Annotated in this window: 33 protein-coding genes and 1 tRNA gene; 16 read left to right on the forward strand and 18 right to left on the reverse strand. The window is 32.2% G+C overall.

What is annotated here, in order from left to right:
- Nucleotides 1–218: 218 nt before the first annotated feature.
- From ppk1 to QFA95_RS02265, 8 genes are all read left to right on the forward strand, one after another.
- Nucleotides 219–2,258: a polyphosphate kinase 1 gene (gene ppk1 / locus QFA95_RS02230; protein ID WP_486463208.1), complete on the forward strand. Its 2,040-nt coding sequence runs from the start codon at nt 219–221 to the stop codon at nt 2,256–2,258.
- A gap of 23 nt (nt 2,259–2,281) precedes the next feature.
- Nucleotides 2,282–2,749: an arsenate reductase ArsC gene (locus QFA95_RS02235; protein WP_486463209.1), complete on the forward strand. Its 468-nt coding sequence runs from the start codon at nt 2,282–2,284 to the stop codon at nt 2,747–2,749.
- Nucleotides 2,749–3,753, forward strand: a complete 1,005-nt coding sequence (gene arsB, locus QFA95_RS02240) for an ACR3 family arsenite efflux transporter (protein WP_486463210.1) — start codon at nt 2,749–2,751, stop codon at nt 3,751–3,753. Before QFA95_RS02235 ends, arsB begins: the two co-directional genes overlap by 1 nt.
- A 28-nt stretch (nt 3,754–3,781) precedes the next feature.
- Nucleotides 3,782–3,857 (forward strand) — tRNA-Arg (locus QFA95_RS02245).
- 181 nt (nt 3,858–4,038) lie between these two features.
- The gene (locus tag QFA95_RS02250; RefSeq protein WP_486463211.1) at nt 4,039–4,314 is read left to right on the forward strand and encodes a metal-sensitive transcriptional regulator; all 276 of its coding nucleotides are present in this window, start codon (nt 4,039–4,041) and stop codon (nt 4,312–4,314) included.
- Nucleotides 4,315–4,322: 8 nt separating this feature from the next.
- Nucleotides 4,323–4,967: a hypothetical protein gene (locus tag QFA95_RS02255; RefSeq protein WP_486463212.1), complete on the forward strand. Its 645-nt coding sequence runs from the start codon at nt 4,323–4,325 to the stop codon at nt 4,965–4,967.
- 15 nt (nt 4,968–4,982) lie between these two features.
- On the forward strand, nt 4,983–5,294 hold the full coding sequence (locus QFA95_RS02260) for a heavy-metal-associated domain-containing protein (RefSeq protein ID WP_486463213.1): 312 nt from the start codon (nt 4,983–4,985) through the stop codon (nt 5,292–5,294).
- Nucleotides 5,281–5,679, forward strand: coding sequence for a hypothetical protein (locus QFA95_RS02265; protein ID WP_486463214.1), 399 nt, complete (start codon nt 5,281–5,283; stop codon nt 5,677–5,679). The genes QFA95_RS02260 and QFA95_RS02265 overlap by 14 nt, the downstream gene beginning before the upstream one ends.
- On the opposite strand, the gene QFA95_RS02270 is transcribed toward QFA95_RS02265, so the two are convergent.
- From QFA95_RS02270 to QFA95_RS02290, 5 genes are all read right to left on the reverse strand, one after another.
- Nucleotides 5,671–6,021, reverse strand: coding sequence for a DUF3147 family protein (locus QFA95_RS02270; RefSeq protein WP_486463215.1), 351 nt, complete (start codon nt 6,019–6,021; stop codon nt 5,671–5,673). The two genes, QFA95_RS02265 and QFA95_RS02270, sit on opposite strands and share 9 nt — an antisense overlap.
- Nucleotides 6,022–6,081: 60 nt before the next feature.
- Nucleotides 6,082–6,447 carry a glutaredoxin family protein gene (locus QFA95_RS02275; RefSeq protein WP_486463216.1) on the reverse strand — a complete coding sequence of 122 codons (366 nt, stop codon included), beginning with the start codon at nt 6,445–6,447 and terminating at the stop codon, nt 6,082–6,084.
- Between the two features lie 91 nt (nt 6,448–6,538).
- On the reverse strand, nt 6,539–7,084 hold the full coding sequence (locus QFA95_RS02280) for a flavodoxin family protein (RefSeq protein WP_486463217.1): 546 nt from the start codon (nt 7,082–7,084) through the stop codon (nt 6,539–6,541).
- 71 nt (nt 7,085–7,155) lie between these two features.
- Nucleotides 7,156–7,887 carry an SDR family oxidoreductase gene (locus tag QFA95_RS02285; RefSeq protein ID WP_486463218.1) on the reverse strand — a complete coding sequence of 244 codons (732 nt, stop codon included), beginning with the start codon at nt 7,885–7,887 and terminating at the stop codon, nt 7,156–7,158.
- A gap of 20 nt (nt 7,888–7,907) precedes the next feature.
- Nucleotides 7,908–8,741 carry an alpha/beta fold hydrolase gene (locus tag QFA95_RS02290; RefSeq protein ID WP_486463219.1) on the reverse strand — a complete coding sequence of 278 codons (834 nt, stop codon included), beginning with the start codon at nt 8,739–8,741 and terminating at the stop codon, nt 7,908–7,910.
- A gap of 81 nt (nt 8,742–8,822) precedes the next feature.
- Between QFA95_RS02290 and QFA95_RS02295 the strand changes: the two genes are divergently transcribed.
- On the forward strand, nt 8,823–9,257 hold the full coding sequence (locus QFA95_RS02295; protein WP_486463220.1) for a MarR family winged helix-turn-helix transcriptional regulator: 435 nt from the start codon (nt 8,823–8,825) through the stop codon (nt 9,255–9,257).
- A gap of 292 nt (nt 9,258–9,549) precedes the next feature.
- The gene (locus QFA95_RS02300) at nt 9,550–9,987 is read left to right on the forward strand and encodes a hypothetical protein (RefSeq protein ID WP_486463221.1); all 438 of its coding nucleotides are present in this window, start codon (nt 9,550–9,552) and stop codon (nt 9,985–9,987) included.
- 15 nt (nt 9,988–10,002) lie between these two features.
- Here the strand turns inward: QFA95_RS02300 and QFA95_RS02305 are convergent, their stop codons facing one another.
- The 3 genes from QFA95_RS02305 to QFA95_RS02315 all read right to left on the reverse strand — a co-directional run bounded on the left by QFA95_RS02305 (nt 10,003) and on the right by QFA95_RS02315 (nt 11,165).
- A complete protein-coding gene (locus QFA95_RS02305) occupies nt 10,003–10,212 on the reverse strand; it encodes a hypothetical protein (RefSeq protein ID WP_486463222.1) in 210 nt (69 codons plus the stop codon).
- A 269-nt stretch (nt 10,213–10,481) separates the two neighbouring features.
- A complete protein-coding gene (locus QFA95_RS02310; protein ID WP_486463223.1) occupies nt 10,482–10,700 on the reverse strand; it encodes a helix-turn-helix transcriptional regulator in 219 nt (72 codons plus the stop codon).
- A gap of 225 nt (nt 10,701–10,925) precedes the next feature.
- The gene (locus QFA95_RS02315; RefSeq protein WP_486463224.1) at nt 10,926–11,165 is read right to left on the reverse strand and encodes a hypothetical protein; all 240 of its coding nucleotides are present in this window, start codon (nt 11,163–11,165) and stop codon (nt 10,926–10,928) included.
- Between the two features lie 161 nt (nt 11,166–11,326).
- Here QFA95_RS02315 and QFA95_RS02320 point away from each other — a divergent pair, with 161 nt between their 5' ends.
- A complete protein-coding gene (locus QFA95_RS02320) occupies nt 11,327–11,815 on the forward strand; it encodes a DUF4399 domain-containing protein (protein WP_486463225.1) in 489 nt (162 codons plus the stop codon).
- A 10-nt stretch (nt 11,816–11,825) separates the two neighbouring features.
- Nucleotides 11,826–12,446, forward strand: coding sequence for an SOUL family heme-binding protein (locus QFA95_RS02325; RefSeq protein ID WP_486463226.1), 621 nt, complete (start codon nt 11,826–11,828; stop codon nt 12,444–12,446).
- Between the two features lie 503 nt (nt 12,447–12,949).
- Here the strand turns inward: QFA95_RS02325 and QFA95_RS02330 are convergent.
- Both QFA95_RS02330 and QFA95_RS02335 read right to left on the reverse strand, forming a co-directional pair.
- Nucleotides 12,950–13,162, reverse strand: a complete 213-nt coding sequence (locus tag QFA95_RS02330; RefSeq protein WP_486463227.1) for a cold-shock protein — start codon at nt 13,160–13,162, stop codon at nt 12,950–12,952.
- 188 nt (nt 13,163–13,350) lie between these two features.
- Nucleotides 13,351–13,482, reverse strand: coding sequence for a hypothetical protein (locus QFA95_RS02335; RefSeq protein ID WP_486463228.1), 132 nt, complete (start codon nt 13,480–13,482; stop codon nt 13,351–13,353).
- A gap of 45 nt (nt 13,483–13,527) precedes the next feature.
- On the opposite strand from QFA95_RS02335, the gene QFA95_RS02340 reads away from it, so the two are divergent.
- Nucleotides 13,528–13,740: a hypothetical protein gene (locus QFA95_RS02340; RefSeq protein WP_486463229.1), complete on the forward strand. Its 213-nt coding sequence runs from the start codon at nt 13,528–13,530 to the stop codon at nt 13,738–13,740.
- 180 nt (nt 13,741–13,920) lie between these two features.
- Here the strand turns inward: QFA95_RS02340 and QFA95_RS02345 are convergent, their stop codons facing one another.
- The 7 genes from QFA95_RS02345 to QFA95_RS02375 form a co-directional block, all read right to left on the reverse strand.
- Nucleotides 13,921–14,145, reverse strand: coding sequence for a hypothetical protein (locus QFA95_RS02345; RefSeq protein ID WP_486463230.1), 225 nt, complete (start codon nt 14,143–14,145; stop codon nt 13,921–13,923).
- A 52-nt stretch (nt 14,146–14,197) separates the two neighbouring features.
- Nucleotides 14,198–14,563: a hypothetical protein gene (locus QFA95_RS02350; protein ID WP_486463231.1), complete on the reverse strand. Its 366-nt coding sequence runs from the start codon at nt 14,561–14,563 to the stop codon at nt 14,198–14,200.
- A 1-nt stretch (nt 14,564) separates the two neighbouring features.
- The gene (locus tag QFA95_RS02355) at nt 14,565–14,879 is read right to left on the reverse strand and encodes a surface-adhesin E family protein (protein WP_486463232.1); all 315 of its coding nucleotides are present in this window, start codon (nt 14,877–14,879) and stop codon (nt 14,565–14,567) included.
- 5 nt (nt 14,880–14,884) lie between these two features.
- On the reverse strand, nt 14,885–15,103 hold the full coding sequence (locus tag QFA95_RS02360) for a helix-turn-helix transcriptional regulator (protein ID WP_486463233.1): 219 nt from the start codon (nt 15,101–15,103) through the stop codon (nt 14,885–14,887).
- A 67-nt stretch (nt 15,104–15,170) separates the two neighbouring features.
- Complete coding sequence (locus QFA95_RS02365; RefSeq protein ID WP_486463234.1) at nt 15,171–15,983, reverse strand: class I SAM-dependent methyltransferase; 813 nt, start codon at nt 15,981–15,983, stop codon at nt 15,171–15,173.
- 15 nt (nt 15,984–15,998) lie between these two features.
- On the reverse strand, nt 15,999–16,643 hold the full coding sequence (locus QFA95_RS02370) for a hypothetical protein (protein WP_486463235.1): 645 nt from the start codon (nt 16,641–16,643) through the stop codon (nt 15,999–16,001).
- Between the two features lie 184 nt (nt 16,644–16,827).
- Entirely contained in the window at nt 16,828–17,094 is a 267-nt protein-coding gene (locus QFA95_RS02375) for a hypothetical protein (protein WP_486463236.1), read from the reverse strand.
- Nucleotides 17,095–17,279: 185 nt separating this feature from the next.
- Here QFA95_RS02375 and QFA95_RS02380 point away from each other — a divergent pair, with 185 nt between their 5' ends.
- A complete protein-coding gene (locus QFA95_RS02380; protein WP_486463237.1) occupies nt 17,280–17,774 on the forward strand; it encodes a SixA phosphatase family protein in 495 nt (164 codons plus the stop codon).
- Nucleotides 17,775–17,837: 63 nt separating this feature from the next.
- Entirely contained in the window at nt 17,838–18,371 is a 534-nt protein-coding gene (locus QFA95_RS02385; RefSeq protein WP_486463238.1) for a hypothetical protein, read from the forward strand.
- Between the two features lies 1 nt (nt 18,372).
- On the opposite strand, the gene QFA95_RS02390 is transcribed toward QFA95_RS02385, so the two are convergent.
- On the reverse strand, nt 18,373–18,831 hold the full coding sequence (locus QFA95_RS02390) for a hypothetical protein (RefSeq protein ID WP_486463239.1): 459 nt from the start codon (nt 18,829–18,831) through the stop codon (nt 18,373–18,375).
- A gap of 63 nt (nt 18,832–18,894) precedes the next feature.
- Here QFA95_RS02390 and QFA95_RS02395 point away from each other — a divergent pair, with 63 nt between their 5' ends.
- The gene (locus QFA95_RS02395) at nt 18,895–19,206 is read left to right on the forward strand and encodes a hypothetical protein (protein WP_486463240.1); all 312 of its coding nucleotides are present in this window, start codon (nt 18,895–18,897) and stop codon (nt 19,204–19,206) included.
- The last annotated feature ends 72 nt before the right edge of the window (nt 19,207–19,278 follow it).

The raw sequence follows: 19,278 nt of genomic DNA on the forward strand, positions 1-19,278 counted from the left end.
TTTGATCCTTAAACAAAATGAAATTAGTCCGGACATATTAACAAAAAAATAATAATGTCTCAAGACATTATTAAAATATTTTCTTACTGTCTTTATAATAAGAATAAAATTGGACTCGTTTTGAAGATGTCAATTGTTTATATATAATTTAAAGCCAAAACATTCACTTATGACATTTGTCATAATTTTGTCATTTTAATTTATTACCATTCAAGCTGATGAGCTTTACATATAATGACCGAGAACTAAGTAATTTAGATTTTATATCTAGAGTTCTTACTATTGCATCAAATCCAAAAGTTCCTCTAATTGAGCGTTTTCGGTATGTCTGTATTTGTTGTTCCTTGTTAGATGAATTTTTTGAAATACGATTCTCAAGCGTGCTTGAAGAAGCCAAGAACACAAAAAATCAGAAAAATATTCAAAACAAGATTGATTTCATTCAAAAAAAATCAAAAAAAATTGAAAAAGAGATTCAAGCTGAGCTCTTCGGAAAAATTATTCCCGAGCTAAGAAACAATGAAATAACATTATTCATAGACAACGACTGGCCTGAAAAGTATAGCAAGACAATTAAGCGTATTTTTACTCAACAGGTCAAACCTTATCTCAATTTGATTGTTTTAAATGTGAATAGACCATTTCCAAAAATGATCAATAAATCAACTGGTTACTTCGTTGAGCTGCAGGAAAAAGATACGAAGCAAACTCGATATGCCATTGTCCAGATCCCAAGAATGTTTCAAAGAGTCTACGAGCTTCCTAAGCAGACTACGGGAGCAAAAAAATATGGTTTTGTTTTCCTTGTGGCAATGATGCGCGAGTTTGCCAGTATATTATTCCCTGATCATAACTATATAAATGAATACCAATTTAAGGTTACCAGGAATTCAGATTTGTTATTATCAGCAGAAGATATGGATGATCTAAGGGATTCAATATCAGGTAAATTAATGACCAGGCAAACAGGTGAGCCAGTTAGAATTGAAACATCGACCAGAATGCCTAAAAATATTGTTAAGTTTATTGCAGACAATCACGATGTTACAACAAACTTTGTTCACCCCTTCAGGGGCACCCCTTCATTAGCGAATTATATAGGCCTATTGGATCATATCAACAACCCAAGCTTCTTTTTTCCGAAACATCAGCCGAGAAAAATTAATTTTGGGGAAGATGTTTTTCAATGGATAAAAGAAAAAGATCGACTTGCACATCACCCCTATGAGAGTTTTGATATTGTGAATCAGTTTGTAAAATCTGCTGCTACTGATCCGAATGTGGTATCGATTAAACAAACAATTTATCGAGCAGATAAAAAATCCAAACTTATTCAATCTTTAATGGAGGCATCAATTAACGGGATTGATGTGAATGTTGTCATTGAATTGCAAGCAAGGTTTGATGAAGAGGCAAATTTAAAGTGGGCTGAAAAACTAGAGAATGTTGGAGCACACGTAGTTCATGGAAAACCCAATTTTAAATGTCATGCCAAATTGTTAATAATTAGTCGAAAAGAAATAAACCCAAACAATAATAAGCCGTATATTCAGCATTATGCGCATTTGGGTACAGGAAACTATAGTGCTGGCAATGCACGATCCTATACAGATTTTGGCCTTTTTACTGCGGATAAAACAATATGTAATGATATTTTGATGACCTTTGACTTTTTATCAGGTGTGCGCAAGGAGGTTAAACCCAAGGAGATAATAAATTCACCAGAGATGCATATGTTGTTTTTAAAAAGAATGATATCTCATGAGATCAAACAAGTTAAGCTTGGAAAAACTGCAGAAATGATTATTAAGGTCAATTCATTAACGGATACTAGAGTGATTGATATGCTTTACAGGGCTTCAAATAGCGGGGTAAGGATAACCATGATTATTCGTGGCGTATCAAGATTAATTCCGGGAGTAAAAGGGCAATCAGAAAATATAAGGGTCTTATCCACTGTTGGGAGATTTTTAGAACACCACAGAATATTCTATTTCTACCATGGAGGAAAAGAACTCGTGTATTGTTCTTCGGCCGACTGGATGGAGAGAAATCTGTCTCGAAGAACTGAAGTGTCCTTTCCAATCAAAAATCAGAGATTGAAAGAAAGAGTCATTGATGAAGCTCTTTATCCACATATTGACTCTAAGCACACTTATTGGCTTTCGAAAAAATTGGACTATTCACTGAAAAATAAAAAAGGCGATGCACGCCACCCGAACGAGATTGCTCTTGAAAAATCTATCATAATTAATTAGATGTATTTTTTACTTAAAAAATAATGAATATTGCATTTATCTGTACGCATAACAGTTGCCGAAGCATCATGGCTGAGGCCATAGCAAAATCAATAGACTCTAATAGTTTTAATGCTTATAGTGCGGGAAGCACTCCAGCTGGAGTGATTAATACAAAAGCTTTAGAGACTTTAAAAGCAAACAATATCAGCATTAATGACTTATCCTCTAAGTCGATTGATGATTTATCTCATATTAGATTTGATGCTGTCATCACACTGTGCGGTAATGCTCATAAGGAACCATGCCCTATATGGGTTGGCGATTGCATTAAAGATCATTGGGGCTTTGAAGACCCTTCTGCTTTTACTGATGGTCCTGAAAAGGATAAGGCGTTTCAAGATTTATTCGATAAATTGAAGAGAGTTATTTCGAGACTTGATGAGTTAATTCAAAATCATCCTGAATCAATAGCAACACATATCAAGCACATAAAGGAGACTTTAGTCTAATGGGAATTTTTGAGAAATATTTAAGTGTTTGGGTTTTTCTAGCAATTGTCATAGGTCAATCATTGGGTTTGGTTTTTCCTCAGCAATTTCAACAAATCGCAATACTTGAATATCATAATATTAATCTGGTGATTGCCATTCTTATCTGGGCAATGATCTTGCCAATGATGTTGCAGATTGATTTTACAAAAATTAAAGACTTGTCTAAAAATACTGGCGGATTATTTCTAACATTATCAATTAACTGGCTAATCAAACCTTTTACAATGTTTTTTTTCGCGACTTTGTTTATGTCATATATTTTTAGCAATTATATTCCTGCAGATCTGGCTCAAGCATATATTGCTGGCATGATTTTACTTGGAGTAGCCCCATGCACTGCAATGGTGTTCGTATGGAGCCATTTAATGAAAGGTGATTCTAACTACACACTTATTCAGGTTTCAGTGAATGATTTAATTATGCTTTTTGCCTTTGCCCCAATTGCTGGATTCCTGTTGCAGGTCTCTGATATTGTCGTACCGTATGAAACTTTATTTACATCTGTACTATTATTCATTGTTATGCCATTGATTGCATCAATTTTTATTCGTCAATTTTTTAAAAAAAATATTAGTAATATTATTCAAAAGCTCAAACCATTTTCCATTTTTTCCTTATTGCTAACCATAGTGATATTGTTTGGCTTGCAATCGAATAATATTGCGAATAATTTTTTCCACATGGTCTTGATAGCAATCCCTTTAATTTTACAAACATACCTCATATTCTATCTGGGTTATTTTATCTCCAAAAAAATAAGACTAAATAAAAAAATTGCCGGTCCAGCATGTTTAATTGGTACTTCTAATTTTTTTGAGTTGGCAGTTGCCGTTGCAATAACTTTATTTGGTTTAAATTCACCTGCTGCATTAGCTACCATTGTAGGCGTTTTGGTTGAAGTTCCAGTGATGCTTCACTTGGTAAGTATTATCAATAAAAAATACAAACCCTCCTTTAAGTAATAATCAAGTTAAAATATCTTTTTGATATGCCCTCGTAGCTCAGTGGATAGAGCATCCCCCTCCTAAGGGGAGGGTCACACGTTCGATTCGTGTCGAGGGCGCCATTCTTCGATTCAATAGAGCCCACTGATAGCAAGCGAACACACAGTATTCTTGCAGAAACTGTGTGTTACCAGGGCTGATTAAAATCATGATTTGAGCATGCTCAGCTTAAAAATTAAAAATAATATTAATTGATTTATACCCTATAGGGGTATATAGTATATTAATGTAAAGGAGTAAATTATGAGTGACTGCAAACATCCAAACCATAATGAGCAATTACCAAGAATTAATAAAATTATTGGTCAATTGAATGGAATAAAAAAAATGATTGAGGAAAATCGGTACTGTCCAGAAATTATTACACAATTAAAAGCGGTCAGTTCCGCATGCCAATCAACTGAAGCATTGCTATTGGAAAAACATTTAGCATCTTGCGTCTATGAGGCATTTCATTCAAATGACAAAGAAAGCCAAGAGCAAAAAATTAAAGAGTTAACAAAGCTTTATAAGAAGTAATAATTAAAATGATTAAATTTATTTTTATTTGTTTTCTAAGCCTGCCGACGCTTCTTTTTTCAGCCCCGATGAGTTTTAAAGGCTCAGTTACATCCATGTCAGATATCAGCAAAAGGCATACCTTTCTCGAAACTAATTATGCATACGATGCCAAAAGTGCGGTAGGGGTAAAGTTATTCCATATGGATAATAACAACCGTATCCGAGATGGTATTGAAATAAATCATATTCATCGCTTATTTAGACAAAATAAAAAACACTCACAAATGAATTGGTGGTTGTTTGGCGGCATTGGTTATCTAGAGGGTTCTAATGAAGCAATTAACGATAAAGAATTAAGTGCAACTTTTGTCAGTCCAGGGTTGCAATGGGATTATGAAACTAAAAGAGTTTATGCGTTAGCTAGTCATCAACTCATTAGAGGTGACTCCATTAATCATGATACAACTAAGTTAAAAGCTGGATTTTCATTTTACGAGACAGGGTACAACCAAACTCAACCTTGGTTTATTTTGGAAATGACGAATATCAATGGCATTTCCCCACAATTAGAAATTACTCCAACGATTAGATTAATAAATAAATCACTGTATTTAGAAGGTGGCATATCTAATATGGGGAATCCAAAAATACATGTGATGTATACCTTTTAACAATTGGAGATTTAAATGAAAAAAATACTTATTTTATTAACCCTTGTAACCACCAGTGTTTTTGCTGCAACTCAAAAAATTGAAGTGAATGGCATGGTATGTGCTTTTTGTGCACAAGGCATTGAAAAAAGCTTATCCAAAATTGAAACCACTAAAGATGTCTATGTGAATTTAGATGAGGGTTTTGTTATTCTTGAGAGTACTAATGATGGTGTGAGTGAGGACAAAATAAAAAACATTATTGCAGACTCGGGCTATGACGTTACGAAAATTTCATTAGTCAATGAAACGGCTGATGCCATCAGAAAGCAATATGAAAAAGAATAACGAGCTTAAAACATTAAGCAATATTAAAAATTTATCCTTTTTAACCTTATTTACCAGCACTGGAACGATTCTTTGTTGTGCCTTACCCGCCTTATTAGTAACAATTGGGGCAGGGGCTGCACTGAGTTCTTTGATATCAATATTCCCACAAATTGTCTGGGTATCAAAATATAAAGAATATATTTTCACATCTGCTTTTATCTTAATTATTCTTTCTGGATACTTACAGTGGCAGTCTAGAAAATTACCATGTCCAGCGGATAAATTATTAGCTGCTCAATGTATGAGGGCTAGAAAATTATCATTAAAAATTTATTTTATATCTGTGGTGACATTAATAATTGGGTTTGCTTTTGCATTTGTACTTCCTTACTTGTTAAAGTAAATGAATACCAAACTTTTTTGTAATGTTTGCAAAAACAACAAAAGATAAAATGGTTACAACAATTGAAATAATAATCGCCATCCAAAAACCATGATGTTTAATGACATATGGAAAAACTAAAAACATAGGTAAGGTCGGAATAACATACCAAAAGGTATACCAAGCATGATTGGCAATTTTTTCAACACTTTGTTTTTCAAAATATAGCCAGAATAAAACTAAAACAGTTACTAAAGGAAGGGCGGCTATTAATCCTCCGAGTTTATCGCTTCGCTTGGCAACTTCAGATATAAGCACTACTAAAAAACTCGTGACAGCATATTTAAATATCAGGTAAGCCATATGAAGTTATTTCTCAAGTTGTAGGGTTAAAGTAAAGCCTATTATTTAGTTAATTTTTTTCTATGAAGCAATAATTTTTTTTAAAAATAGAATAATCTCATCTGATTCGTATAACCATTTAGTTTTAGCATTTGTTTTTTCTATTTTTAAGCATGGCACCTTATGCTTGCCTCCATCATTGACTAATTCAGTTTTAAAAATTTCATTATTTTTTGCATCTCTTAAATTGATTTTAAGATTATTTTTTCTTATAAATCTTCTGACTTTTACGCAGAATGGACAGGCTTCAAATTGATAGATAGTTAAGCCTTTTGTTTCCTTGTCTAGTTTGTGTTGATTTATATTATCTCTCTGTATAGGCTTTGGAAGTGTTATTGCATTTATAAATAGTATGACTTTGCCTACAAACCATCTTAGTAATCGCATATTGTTTTACTTAAATATTATTAAAAGCTGATTTTATCATTCAACTAAAGATCTTCTTTATTATTTATAACCTTTTACATTTATTCTTAATTTAACGGGAGGTAAATTCTTTGATACGTTTACCATAAAGCATTGCAGTCTCTAAATCACCTTTGTTTATTTCATCGGTTGATGCGTCAAAAGGTGTTTGCATCATAGCGCCGGCAAAACAAGATAAATAATTAACATCATCTCTTTTTTGTGACTTCAAGGATGAGGGCATTAATCCACTGCCGATCCAAACTCCATGATGTTGCATAGCAAGGGTGAAGAAGTAATGAATGGTAGATAATTTATCGCCATTCATCCCAGCAGAATTGGTAAATCCACCAAATATTTTATCTTTCCAACCTTGAGTAAACCATACCTTTGACGATGCATCAGCAAACTTTTTGAATTGCCACGAGACAGTCCCCATGTATGTAGGAGAACCAAATATTATTGCATGAGCTTGATCCAAAATGACCCACTCTTCATCAGTAATATTTCCATCTTGATCTATATTTATTAAGATTCCATCCGCACCCTCTGCTATTGCTTGGGCTTGCTTAGATGTATGCCCAGATCCACTATGATAGATAACTGCTATCTTGTTCATAAACTTTCCTTCAAATTATTGATTTAAATTTTAAGTGAATACACATATTTATATAAAAAATATATAGTTATTTACCAGGGTAAAGTCTCTCCTTTGTGAAACAAACCTCCGCTTGGACCATCCTTGTCTAGTGTGGCCAAATACAATGAAGTTTCATAACTATCTTTTACTTCCATAGGGGCATTTGGACCACCTAATTCTGTTTTTACCCATCCTGGATGCCCTGAGTTTACTTTTATTTTTGTATCTTTTAATTCTGAGGCAAGGTGGACTGTATAAGCATTTAAAGCAGTTTTTGAGGCATTGTAAGCAAATTCTTTTGCTGGTTGAATTGGAGAATCTTTGGCGGAATGAAGAGTTAATGAGCTTAAAATTGTGGAAACATTCACTATTCTTCCTGCATTAGATTTTTTTATTAATGGCAAAAGTGCTTGTGTCAAAGAAATAACAGAAAAAAGATTAACTTGAAATGTTTCTTTTACATCATCGTCGGACACGGTTGAGCTGTTTGTAACAAATAAATTTCCAGTTAAAAGAACACCAGCATTATTAATCAAAATATCTAACTTATGATATTTCTCTGAAATATACTGATAAACACGTTGTGGCGCATCCATGTCCTTAGCATCATATTGAACCAAATCAACCTCAGCACCTAATGCAGCCAATTCTTTTTGTGCCATTTCTCCCTTATTCAAGTCTCTTGAACCTAAAATAACTTTAATCCCTTGCTCAGCCAATTTTTTTGCTGTTTCAAAACCAATTCCTCTATTTGCTCCGCTAATGAATGCTACTTTTTCCATGATAATTCCTTAATTTATTCTTAACCAATAATAATTTCAGATACTTGTATAGGAGATTCTTGAAAAGAAAAATGACCAGTTTTTTCCATTGTCTGAAAAGTATTGAGGCCTAAAGCCTTCATTGTTTTTAATCGCTCGTCTTGTTTTGCCCAATCAGCCTCTCCATAAGCCAGTGCAACTGGTGTTTTTAGGTTTGCATATAAGTTACCATCATTAAATCTTGATTTGTAATTTCCGAAAACATTCCGGTGGTGGTAAATGAAACCATTTTTTTTCTTAGATTTGCAAAGAAGTTTTATGTAGCCCCCCTTAAGCGCAGACTTTTTGTAGAATCCACCTCTTAGAATTAGCCACAGTATAGGATAGGACTGCAAACTATCAAAAAAAACACCAAGACCCAATGGTAAACTCACATGAAAGAGAAGGAAGGTGGATGCAAAGTTTCCGCGCATAACGCCTTGAGCAAATCGTGTGTCATAGTCGTAAGAATTAAAACAAAATATTTTTTTAATCCTTGTTGGTATCTTTTTTGCAATTGTGGCAGCTAATACAGCACCAATTGATTCACCAGCGATAGTCAGGTTTTTTAAATTTAATTCTTCAATAAAATCAACAATAGAGTCAGTTAAAAAGCCATGGTCATAGTTAGTTTTTTTATTAATAGGTGAGTCACCATGACCGGGGAGGTCAATGACTATTACCTTAAATTTTTTTGTTAAATATGGTACCAATTCATCAAAATATTCTAATCTACCTCGAAGTGTATGAAGCAATAACAATGGACTTCCTTTGCCTTGTTCAGAATATCTAATGTATGTTCCATTTTTTAAATTGAAGTGTTTGATTGCAGCCAAAATATTCTCCTTAATGTGTATATACACAATTCATATTTTAACTGTATACTTATTTATAATTTATGTAAATAATTTATTAGGATGAAAGAAAATAAAAATATTTTAGAATTTAGTGAATGTCTTTGTACAAATATCAGAAAAACATCAAGGAATATTTCAAACATTTATAAGAGCTACATAAAACAATCCGGATTAACAATAAATCCAAATCAGGTGTCGATTCTTGTAGCGTCATCACTTTTAGAATACCCTTCGATATCTGAAATTTCAAAAAATTTATCGATGGAAAGAACAACTTTACTTAGAAATTTTAATGTCATGAAAAATTTAGGTCTAATAGAAATTTACGCAGTAACAGGTAATCGTCAAAAATTTGCAAAATTGACCAAAGAGGGCGAAGACACCCTTTTGAAGATTTATCCTTTTTGGAAAATGGCACAAAATAAAGTAAAAGAAGTCATGGGTGGCGACCTAGAAAAATTCCGAAATAACTTAAAAAAGGTAAGCACACTTTGAGCACAATCAGCTTAAAAACCTCACAGAATGAACTGTTAACGAGTTCTTTTATCTTATTTTATTAATTTATATTGAGAAAAAATATTATGGAATGGTTTGCTTCAGGTTATGTAACGAATGGAATCTTGTTAACTTGGTTTATTATGTGGGCATTTTGTCCTTGCTATACCAAGCTTTACGATTACTACAAAAATAAAAAAAATAAATAGCCCGTAATATATTTATGAAGTTTATTTATAGATCCTCTAGATTTTTGCTATATTTTTTGATCATTATTATCCATACGCCTTCAATGGCAGCTAGTGATGTGATGGAACAAATGTACCCAAAAGATAGTTCATCTTCAGCAACTTATGTATGTACTGCTGAGATAGTGGCTGGGGTGAAGTTTAATGAATCATCTAATACATTTAGTAGTACTGAATTTGAAGCAGATTCAAACTATGTCATTTCAAAATATAGCCATTGGGTTATCAATTACTCTGAACAGAACCTTGATTTAACCTCTGGCCAAGGATGCGACGACAGTATAATGAGTGAAACTGGATTTCACAGGCTCTCTTGTAATATTATTGGCGGACAAATGTTAGTTGATTTATATGAGATGAAATTTATTAGAACGAATATGATAGGTTATACAGGTGTAAATAATTCAGAGGAGCAATCTAAATTAAATAACCCTTTTGTTGAGGTAGGGGTGTGCTCAAAAATAATAGGCAAACCTAGTTAATTAAACTGGTGGCTTTCAATGCCAGATGGTGATTTTATTCGTAGCTACAGAATTCACTAATACAACTATTGCTGGACCAAAAAATAAAGTCAATAGCATTTCAAACATGGTGTAGTGTCTTAGGTAGGTCATTCCAAGAATTTCAGTATTAAATAATTTTAAAAATGCCAAACACACAATGATAAGCAGTGAGTGAAAGATGGTTATTACAAATAAAATATTCATTAATTTTTTGTAATTATTCACGGTGCCCAGTCTACTTTCTAAATTTACTCATGATTATTCTGATTAACCAACGGAAAATAAAGCGTCTAAAAATCATAAATATGATTCTCATCGAGATATTTGTGAGTAGTTAATTTGTTTTTTTTGTTTCCTAAGCAAATTAAATAATATTTTCAGCAAATAAGGTATAACAAAAACCCCTAGGGTGATGATGATAATACGCATTATTTTTTATCCATAAATTAATGAATAATAATGACTAAACGAGATTAAAACAGTTCAGAATTAATAACTTTGGTTATCCAATCTTCTGTTTTAAAACGCATACTTATCCAATCTTTAACAATTGTTTTGCTCCATAATTGAACTCCTGTATGCAAATGAATGGGTTTTGGGAATAATCCATGTTTAGCTAATAAAAAGACTTTTTCTTTACTAATCTTCAACATTTTTGCAATCTGGGTAGCGGAGAGGTATTTTTCTTTCATTTGATTAATGTAAAGTAAATCAAATTTTATGCACTTATGATTCTCGTATCAATCCTATAGATGTATTTATTAATAAGGAATCAATATGGAAGATAAGCGATGTTGCGGAAGTGGAACTTGTATCATTAATGCCGAAGGCGTTTATTGGTGTGGGCAACAATGGGACGGCGAGAAGATGGTTTCACCTCATTCAGAGACTAAATGACACCATGGAAAACGAGTAAGCTAATCACATTTTGATGGCACAGATATGCCATTCTTTTCTTCAAACATCTGAATCGTACTGTTATTTAAAACATGCTTGCTTATCTGTCTATCGGTATTCAAAAACTTATAACCATCAATACAGATAGTTCTAAATTTAATACTCTTGATTTGCTCTTGTGTAATAACTTTTGCTTCTGGGTATTCTTCAGCAAAACTGATGGTTGAAAGTAGAATAGTTGCTACTAAATAAAACCTCATATAACTCTCCAATAAAATAATCTTTCAGCCCATGTTAGCTTATAAAAAAAAGATATGTTTAAAATCACAAAATATTTAGTTTTAATGTGAAACATTAAATAAACCCTTGTGTCTTCTCAATATATATAGAAAATTAATTACAATATAGAGGAATTTTAGAGATGAAAGCTTATGTTATTAGTATTTTATTTTTGTTAGGATTTTTTATAGTTCCGGCACATGCGGTTGAAAAATCAAAAGCAACGGATAATGCCAACTTGTATATTATCTCACCCTTGGATGGTGAAACGGTTACAAATCCGGTAAAAATAGTTTTTGGTTTAGAAGGTATGGGAATAGCTCCTGCTGGGATAAAATTTAATAATACAGGCCATCATCACCTACTAATTGATGTAGCAGAACTCCCAGATATTAATTTACCAATTCCTAGTGATGATAATCATAAACACTTTGGTAAAGGACAAACAGAGGCTGTCATTGAATTACAGCCAGGAGAACATACACTGCAATTAATCCTTGGGGATCATATGCATATTCCGCATGACCCGGCGGTTGTTTCAAAAAAAATTAAGATAAATGTTGAAGAGAAAAAAATATCATCACAAGAGGAAAAAAAATGTATTTCCAATGGGTATGGTGGTTGTAAATGAAGATATATTTATGAGAAACCTATTTTTTACTAGTTTCTTTTTTATAAATATTTTTTTTAATCCTGCTATGGCCACTGAAGAACCAGAATTTAAGCTCATTTTAGAAGAGGGTGAGTTTCAAATAAGAGAATATCAACCTAAAATAATTGCTCAAGTGGAGATAGATGGAGATTTTGACGAAGCTTCTTCAAAAGGATTCAAGCTGTTAGCGGATTATATTTTTGGCAACAATATATGGGAAGGCGATAGTCAGAAGATTAGCATGACAGCTCCAGTCGAGATGTCTCCGCTGGCTGAAAATTTATTAATGACCAGTTCGATTATGGATGACGATATAAATAACAAGTGGTCGATTAACTTTGTTATGCCAAAAGAATACACTTTAGACACCCTGCCTAAGCCAAACAATTCTGAAGTTAAAATCATTAAAGTGCCAACAGAAAAATATGCTGTGATCGTATTTTCCGGACTGGTTAGAAAGCCAAGTTATGCAGAGAAATCTGAATTGTTGAGTAATTATATAAAAGCAAATAATTTTATGGCGCAAGGCACTATCAAGATTGCTCGGTATAACCCGCCTTGGACCTTACCTTTCTTCAGAAGGAATGAATTGATGGTCAAAATTGATTAATCAACTAATTACTTAAGTTATTGATTTAGATCATTTTATTTTAATTAATTATCTGGATTTTTGTCAGCATTAATTGCCTATAAAAGAAGCAATCTTGATATATCTCATCATTTCAAAGACTTAAAATTATAACTTCAATCTACCCACAGGGTAGTCCACAGGTTTTGTGGATACTATTAAAACAACTCTGTTAAATCCAAGAAATAACTTCAGGTTCTTCATTTTTAAATAGTTTTTACTTATCATTATAATTTTTATAATTAATTATATTTATCAATAATTAACATCTAGACTATAAATATAAATTTTAAGGAGTGGTTATGAATAACAAAAAAGTTAAGATGATAAGAAAATTAAAAAATGATAAATTAATTGAGAACAATCCTTGTAAGAATGACAAGGTATGCCAAAAACGATTTTTTGAAGCTGTTAGTGATTGTGTATAGGCGAGAAAAATTATAATCAGTACTAAGCAATATAGTACTGATTATAATTAAAGTGACTTAGTCTTCAACACGAACATTCATCGCTGCAGGACCTTTTTGTCCTTGACCAACTTCGAATGTAACTTTGTCATTATCAGTCAGATTAGGCTTATCTCCAGTTGGGTTTTTAAATTCTGAGTAGTGAACAAATAAGTCTTTGCTTCCATCATTTGGCATAATGAATCCAAAACCCTTGTCTGTGTTAAACCATTTAACGATACCTGAAGGCATATTTTTTCCTTTATAAAAAATTTTAGTAAGAATTAAATTTAGTGCTTAAAAATGAGAATACTTATTGAAAAATATTTGATTTGAAAAGTTGTAAAAATAATCTGAAATTGAACTATGCTTTAATTTATTCCAAATGTAAAGCTAATTGAGAAATAAATTATCTACACTTAGAATATACCCAGTGGGTATTATTCTTTTTCAGACTTATTTTTTTCGTATTCTTCCAACTTTTGTTGATATTCTTCTTCAGATAGATTATGCCAGCCAATACATTCACCCGTTGGGCTTCTTCCGCAACCACATTCCATATTAATCTCCAAACATTTAACTTAAGATAAGTATACACTTTCATTGTTAGGAATTTTATGAAAAAAATTTTATATATACCTTTGTGTTTAATAATAGGTCTTATCGGCTTTTTAATATGGTTAGAGTCTGATAATGATATTTACTATCATGAGGTTGAATCTAATATAAATGATGCGAGAGGGGTAAAAAAGGAAAAACAAGAAGAATTTAAACTTCTCAATCCTTCGAAAAACTTAATACCACTTGGTGAAAATGATGATGGAAAATAAATTAAAGCAATTATTTTTTATTTATATATTGATAGCTTGGATTTGGCTATTCATTCATTATAAAAACATTGGCCAAGCCAAGTATGATCAATTGATTAATGAAAACAATAGTGAGTGTTATGTAGGTGAAATAATCATTTTATAGGGTGGTTTTTGATTTATTAAAATTAAATATCTAAGCTACCAGCTATTGATTGAGCGACATTGTTTTGCAATAAATCTTTCCCAATTAGTTTTTTCTTTGCCATATAAATTTATAGCCCAGATGTCTTCAATGAACTTTTTTTCTTTCGTTGATAAACCATCTCTCCAGATATCAAAAGACTTGAATGCTTCACCATTCCTGATGCAATTCTGGGTTGGCGAAAACCAAAAATATGCTGAAATCAATATAACAATTGCCAATAAGGCTTTCTTTAAGTTTTTAAGATAAACTTTTATCACTTAAAATTTCTTCTCAATTATTGTCCACAATTCGACACTTACCTTTAAATTTATTAATCGTTTGTACTGAATTATTTTTTTTGGTTAATGTGATGGTCTGTCTGTAGTTAATATCTTTTCGACCTAAAGTGACTAAATCTTGAATATTATCATCCTCGTTTTCATATGAACCTTTACAATTCATCACCCAGTTATCTTTAACGCATTGTAAAGGGTCTTTATACCTTTTAACACTAAGAGATTCTTTAGATGGATCGTAGATAATATTTTCATTCATTTCTGTTGATGGATCATCATTCGATTTATATTTACATTGAAATGTAATTTCTTCAGAAAAGCTTATTAATGGAAAAAGAATTAATAATATATATTTACGCATGTTATTTATGATCACAAACTTCTTTGAGTAATATATGTTCATTTGAATTAGGCTTTGGTTGAACAACTTTTTCTGGATCAGCATTTTCATCAAGAGATTTCCCCCTTAAGTCTGGAAATTGATAGGAGGTTGCCTTTAAGATTTTAAAATTTTCATTAACGCAGTCGAACTCATAATATTTTGAACGAGAAAATTGCATGTTTTCATCATTAAAATAAGATGTAATTCTTCTTTTTTTGTCATTTGTAATTTCTAAGGTATCTTCCCAGGCTAGTAATATTGATGGAACAAATAATAGTAAGCAAATATAGCGCATAGATTTTAAATTAAGTCGATGTCGTTATTATTGATAAAGTCTTGTGTTTGTTGCTGCTGTGAAATCCAATTCTCAATAACCGCATAACTCCAGATGCAACTTTTTTCATTAAGCCTATTCGGAGGAGGAAATTTCCCATCTTTTACCCACTCTTTAATGATGGCTCTATCGACCATTAATAGTTTTGATACTTCATCAACAGAGATGTAACTTATTTTCGTCATCGCACTGAGAGTAATAAAAAGTAAAAAAAATCACAGGAAGAATTCATAATCGATAAAAGTTAGGACCTTAGTCTTTTACAAAGCGAAGTGTCATACGATCTGACTCACCAATGTCGACCATTTTATCTTTATCTTCATCGGCAATATTTCGAAGGTTAGGGAGAAGATTCCAAACGCCGTCAGCATAATCTTTAGTGTCTTTGGGATTTGCATTAATTTCTGATTTGGCATCCAAACGAAAACCGACGCTTTCAGCCATTTGAATAACAAATTTTTCGGTCATATAGCCGCTTTTAATTTGATTTTCAAGGGGAGTGCCTGGTTTGGCACGGTGCTCAACCAAGCCAAGCATCCCACCTGGTTTTAAAACCTCATAAAACCCCCTAAACATTGATTCTATACTTCCTGCTTGAGCCCAATTATGCACGTTTCTGAATGTTAAAACCGCATCAACAGGTCCATCTGGCGATAGCTGCGGATTTTTAGCTTCAAAGTGGACCCAATTTAATTTGTCATAAACACTCGGGTGCTCTTGCATTTTTTCTTTGAAAGCATTTTCTACTTTTATAAAAAAAGGATTTATTCCCTCATTTAATTTATATGAAGCGTAAATATACATTCCATTTTCACGCAAGAGCGGAGCTAAAATTTCTGCATACCACCCGAATCCAGGTGTAATTTCGACAACAGATTTTTCTGGAGTAATGCCAAAAAATTCTAAAGTTTCTTTTGGGTGACGATATCTATCTCGCATAGTAAAATTAGGATCACGATGCTCACCCATAATAACCTGATCGATTAATTTTTCATTCGACAGTGCAGGTTGGGAAAAAATAAATCCTAGAAATAAATTTAAAAAAAATATTGTTGTTATTCTCATAATTTTACTAATCTCTCACTTCCAGAGTACCATTTTGAAACGCTCTTTATCTATGCCAAAAAAATGAGTTTTCCATTCACTTTGTTCAAAAAATCCTAAAGAATGCCAGTCTTCCTTTTGATCAAGCATGATTTTTGCTCTTTCATTCCAATCTTGTGTAATTAAAAATTCTTCCATGTGCATCTTCTTGTTATAGATTTCTTGATAATCGAACCCGTCAAACTCCCAGTGAAGCAATTCAAAAACATTGCCTTGTTCGTCACAGTAGTCGATAGAAAAATCTAACCCCCATTTTGGTCGCATAGCGATTAGTTTATATAGTTGGGGTGATTGCTTCGCCCATTGTTTCAATTGTAATAGCGCATCACCTGTAAAACCTTTTCTTTCAAACATGACTGCATGATTGATATGAGCCCCAGAACCTTTTGGGGCATCATCCATAAACCATGTTTGTCTCAATGTGATGTGCTCAGAATTTCTATGCGCGGTTGTTTTCGCATGGTTAGCCTCAGCATAACTTTGTTCTAACAACGTGAGGTCATATCCGTTTTGATCAAAGAACTCAACAAGTTGATTCGATGGTTTTACTTCATCATCTAATATGGGTTTACCCCAAAATGGATTTGGATTAAATTGATTATTTGTTAAGACTAATCTCATGAATGTATTTTTTTAAAAACCATGTGATTAGAAAGTGACGAAAATGTTCAAAAAAAACTTATGATAATTGTCAACATGACGTCTTTTCTAGGGATGGTCGCATGAGCAATTCGTTATGGCCTAGCAATTTATCTAAGATCTAATGGAGTCTTAGCATGATATCTGTAAAATCGACTGATTTTAATTAATATCCTGCTTCTTTAGTATATCCGTATTTGTCCTTCAGTTCTCTATTGTACTTTTCCCACCAGTTATAGCATTGATAGTTAAATTTTAGGTATGGATAGTTATGCTCATCCAGCACTCTTTGGTTGGCAATATCTTTTAAAAGTTCACCAGCCATTTGACAATTTTCTATCGATGTAAATTTGTTATATTCGACTGTGGGTTCCCAAGTACAGATATTTCCTATGCATACTCCAACCAAATATGTGTAAAAAGCTAAATTCATGATCTCTCCTTTTAAACTATTTAATAAACCATAGGCTTAATTCTAATTCTTGTCAAGACAATATAATTTAAATAATATTATGTCTTTTTTATAAATAAGTTCTGCAGACGTCGAATATATAAATAAATATTTGTGTCTTTAATAGAAACATACTCACTCAGGTTTTATAATATTGCTTTGAATTTATGAAATATATCTGTATGAATTTATATCTTTTAAGACACGCTAAATCCTCATGGGAGAATTTTGTGGATGATCACAGTAGAGTGCTTGAAAAAAAGGGTAAAGATGATGCAATCACTTTGGCCAGCTTTATTAAAGATAAAAACATTCAATTTGATATCACTTTATGCTCATCAGCTGCAAGAACGAAAGAGACGTTAGATATAATTTGCGAACAGGTACCAAGTGCCTTTAAAGAAATAAGTGTTTTAGATAGCCTTTATCATGCATCAGGAGACCAAATATTAGACCACCTTCAAGGGATAAATAAATTAAATGTTCTCATTGTCGGGCATAATCCGGGTTTGTCCGAAGCTATCAATTTTTTTCAAAAAAAATATGTTACGGATTATCCAACATGTGTATTTGCGGGAATAACATCGACAAATATGAATGAGAAGTCTAAGGTTGATTTTATTGTAAGGCCAAACAAAGGAAAAATTATTAATCTGGTCTGAAGTTTGATTAGTTAGAATCCTTAAAATTAATAATCGGTAATGTTTGCTTTAAAATATAAAGACATGAATAAATTAATCGTTAATGGATTTATCTTTATTATTTGTTGGCCAAGCTACTTATTTGCTGAATCTCATACCAATTTGCAATCTCATTATTGTCATACTTATCAAGATGTCAGCGAGTGCAGTGATCGTTGTATCAATTACTATGAACGCGATATAAGCTCTGAAGAGGAGATGCTTAACCCTTATCAATTTTTCTATCGTTTTCGCTACGATAAAACTTCTAACATATTGATTGAGCAGAGAGCTAAAACCTTAAAAGAATCAACAAACAAACCAAGTGATCATGATTTTGAAGATTTTATTACAGTAGATTACTGTACGGAATTTAGTTTTACAGATATTAATAATTGGACTTGCATAGAGGACCTTAATCCAGAAACTAATCTAACTTTTCGACTGGGTATGAGGCAGGGCAGATTTTATCTAATTAATGAAGAAGCCTTTGAAGATGAGCGGAATAAAAAAATAAGAGAGAATCAATATCAATCATTTTTAGAAAATGGCTCAACCTTCCTAGAGTGTATGAAGTAGATTAGAGCGTTTTACTTGCTTCATAAATTGAGCTACAGATCGGAAGATCATCCTGCATGAGTCCATCTGCAAAGCTGCCATCTGGATTTTTATTTTTTTCAATATCAGCCAAATAATACGAATACAAATTATCAATATCTTTTTCGATTTGATTACTATCTTGATTGACCTCGTCGCTTTTCCCTAACTCCGTCGAGAGAAAAATAAAAAATTTTGCGACACCCTTTAACTTTTTTTCAAATTCAGCGGTATCAGGACGGACTTTTGCAGTCGATGAGGATGTTAAATACACGGCAGCACATCTTTTGAAAATCACTAATTGAGCCTTCTTGTCTTGAACTTCCTCTATTAAAAGGTTTAATGACTGCATATCTGTATCCGTACGAGCAAAGCTGGAATAGGATAAAGATAAGAGAATAAAGCAACTAAAAATAAAACCTCTGTAAGTTAACACTTTCATAATTTTGTAATATTAATTTTTTAAAATTTTATTAATGATATACGACATCCAAAAATTTTTTTTATGAAATATTTATTTTTTTTTATTTTTTTATCAAACATTATTTATGCTGAGGGCATTAAGCAAGTGGAATCAAAACTAATCCAATGCAATGATACCTCAGTCAATTTTTCTATACCTGGTGACCAAAAAATGCCTGATGCTCAGGTGATAACAATTTGTGAGTGTTTATCCAATCATCTTAAGCCAGAGTCGATTGCAATGTTTGACCAAATTTCACAGAAAATAGAGATTCAAACTGAACTAGAATTAGTGAATTTTATAGAAGATAACAATCGTGTTCAAAAATTATGTGCAAAGAAAATATTTCAATAATTTCATATTTCTGTAATATTTAAATTTTAGAGTGACTTTGAGCCTAGCTCAATAAAAAATCTCCTAGATTTT

Source organism: Candidatus Methylolitoribacter marinus (assembly GCF_051853155.1).
GTDB lineage: Bacteria > Pseudomonadota > Gammaproteobacteria > Burkholderiales > Methylophilaceae > BACL14.

Excerpts from the sequence above, each read along its gene's own strand:
- ppk1 (WP_486463208.1), top strand. The coding sequence starts at position 219 with ATGAGCTTTACATATAATGACCGAGAACTAAGTAATTTAGATTTTATA.
- QFA95_RS02235 (WP_486463209.1), top strand. The coding sequence starts at position 2,282 with ATGAATATTGCATTTATCTGTACGCATAACAGTTGCCGAAGCATCATG.
- arsB (WP_486463210.1), top strand. The coding sequence starts at position 2,749 with ATGGGAATTTTTGAGAAATATTTAAGTGTTTGGGTTTTTCTAGCAATT.
- QFA95_RS02250 (WP_486463211.1), top strand. The coding sequence starts at position 4,039 with ATGAGTGACTGCAAACATCCAAACCATAATGAGCAATTACCAAGAATT.
- QFA95_RS02255 (WP_486463212.1), top strand. The coding sequence starts at position 4,323 with ATGATTAAATTTATTTTTATTTGTTTTCTAAGCCTGCCGACGCTTCTT.
- QFA95_RS02260 (WP_486463213.1), top strand. The coding sequence starts at position 4,983 with ATGAAAAAAATACTTATTTTATTAACCCTTGTAACCACCAGTGTTTTT.
- QFA95_RS02265 (WP_486463214.1), top strand. The coding sequence starts at position 5,281 with ATGAAAAAGAATAACGAGCTTAAAACATTAAGCAATATTAAAAATTTA.
- QFA95_RS02270 (WP_486463215.1), bottom strand. The coding sequence starts at position 6,021 with ATGGCTTACCTGATATTTAAATATGCTGTCACGAGTTTTTTAGTAGTG.
- QFA95_RS02275 (WP_486463216.1), bottom strand. The coding sequence starts at position 6,447 with ATGCGATTACTAAGATGGTTTGTAGGCAAAGTCATACTATTTATAAAT.
- QFA95_RS02280 (WP_486463217.1), bottom strand. The coding sequence starts at position 7,084 with ATGAACAAGATAGCAGTTATCTATCATAGTGGATCTGGGCATACATCT.
- QFA95_RS02285 (WP_486463218.1), bottom strand. The coding sequence starts at position 7,887 with ATGGAAAAAGTAGCATTCATTAGCGGAGCAAATAGAGGAATTGGTTTT.
- QFA95_RS02295 (WP_486463220.1), top strand. The coding sequence starts at position 8,823 with ATGAAAGAAAATAAAAATATTTTAGAATTTAGTGAATGTCTTTGTACA.
- QFA95_RS02300 (WP_486463221.1), top strand. The coding sequence starts at position 9,550 with ATGGCAGCTAGTGATGTGATGGAACAAATGTACCCAAAAGATAGTTCA.
- QFA95_RS02305 (WP_486463222.1), bottom strand. The coding sequence starts at position 10,212 with ATGAATATTTTATTTGTAATAACCATCTTTCACTCACTGCTTATCATT.
- QFA95_RS02310 (WP_486463223.1), bottom strand. The coding sequence starts at position 10,700 with ATGAAAGAAAAATACCTCTCCGCTACCCAGATTGCAAAAATGTTGAAG.
- QFA95_RS02315 (WP_486463224.1), bottom strand. The coding sequence starts at position 11,165 with ATGAGGTTTTATTTAGTAGCAACTATTCTACTTTCAACCATCAGTTTT.
- QFA95_RS02320 (WP_486463225.1), top strand. The coding sequence starts at position 11,327 with ATGAAAGCTTATGTTATTAGTATTTTATTTTTGTTAGGATTTTTTATA.
- QFA95_RS02325 (WP_486463226.1), top strand. The coding sequence starts at position 11,826 with ATGAGAAACCTATTTTTTACTAGTTTCTTTTTTATAAATATTTTTTTT.
- QFA95_RS02330 (WP_486463227.1), bottom strand. The coding sequence starts at position 13,162 with ATGCCTTCAGGTATCGTTAAATGGTTTAACACAGACAAGGGTTTTGGA.
- QFA95_RS02340 (WP_486463229.1), top strand. The coding sequence starts at position 13,528 with ATGAAAAAAATTTTATATATACCTTTGTGTTTAATAATAGGTCTTATC.
- QFA95_RS02350 (WP_486463231.1), bottom strand. The coding sequence starts at position 14,563 with ATGCGTAAATATATATTATTAATTCTTTTTCCATTAATAAGCTTTTCT.
- QFA95_RS02355 (WP_486463232.1), bottom strand. The coding sequence starts at position 14,879 with ATGCGCTATATTTGCTTACTATTATTTGTTCCATCAATATTACTAGCC.
- QFA95_RS02360 (WP_486463233.1), bottom strand. The coding sequence starts at position 15,103 with ATGACGAAAATAAGTTACATCTCTGTTGATGAAGTATCAAAACTATTA.
- QFA95_RS02365 (WP_486463234.1), bottom strand. The coding sequence starts at position 15,983 with ATGAGAATAACAACAATATTTTTTTTAAATTTATTTCTAGGATTTATT.
- QFA95_RS02370 (WP_486463235.1), bottom strand. The coding sequence starts at position 16,643 with ATGAGATTAGTCTTAACAAATAATCAATTTAATCCAAATCCATTTTGG.
- QFA95_RS02375 (WP_486463236.1), bottom strand. The coding sequence starts at position 17,094 with ATGAATTTAGCTTTTTACACATATTTGGTTGGAGTATGCATAGGAAAT.
- QFA95_RS02380 (WP_486463237.1), top strand. The coding sequence starts at position 17,280 with ATGAAATATATCTGTATGAATTTATATCTTTTAAGACACGCTAAATCC.
- QFA95_RS02385 (WP_486463238.1), top strand. The coding sequence starts at position 17,838 with ATGAATAAATTAATCGTTAATGGATTTATCTTTATTATTTGTTGGCCA.
- QFA95_RS02390 (WP_486463239.1), bottom strand. The coding sequence starts at position 18,831 with ATGAAAGTGTTAACTTACAGAGGTTTTATTTTTAGTTGCTTTATTCTC.
- QFA95_RS02395 (WP_486463240.1), top strand. The coding sequence starts at position 18,895 with ATGAAATATTTATTTTTTTTTATTTTTTTATCAAACATTATTTATGCT.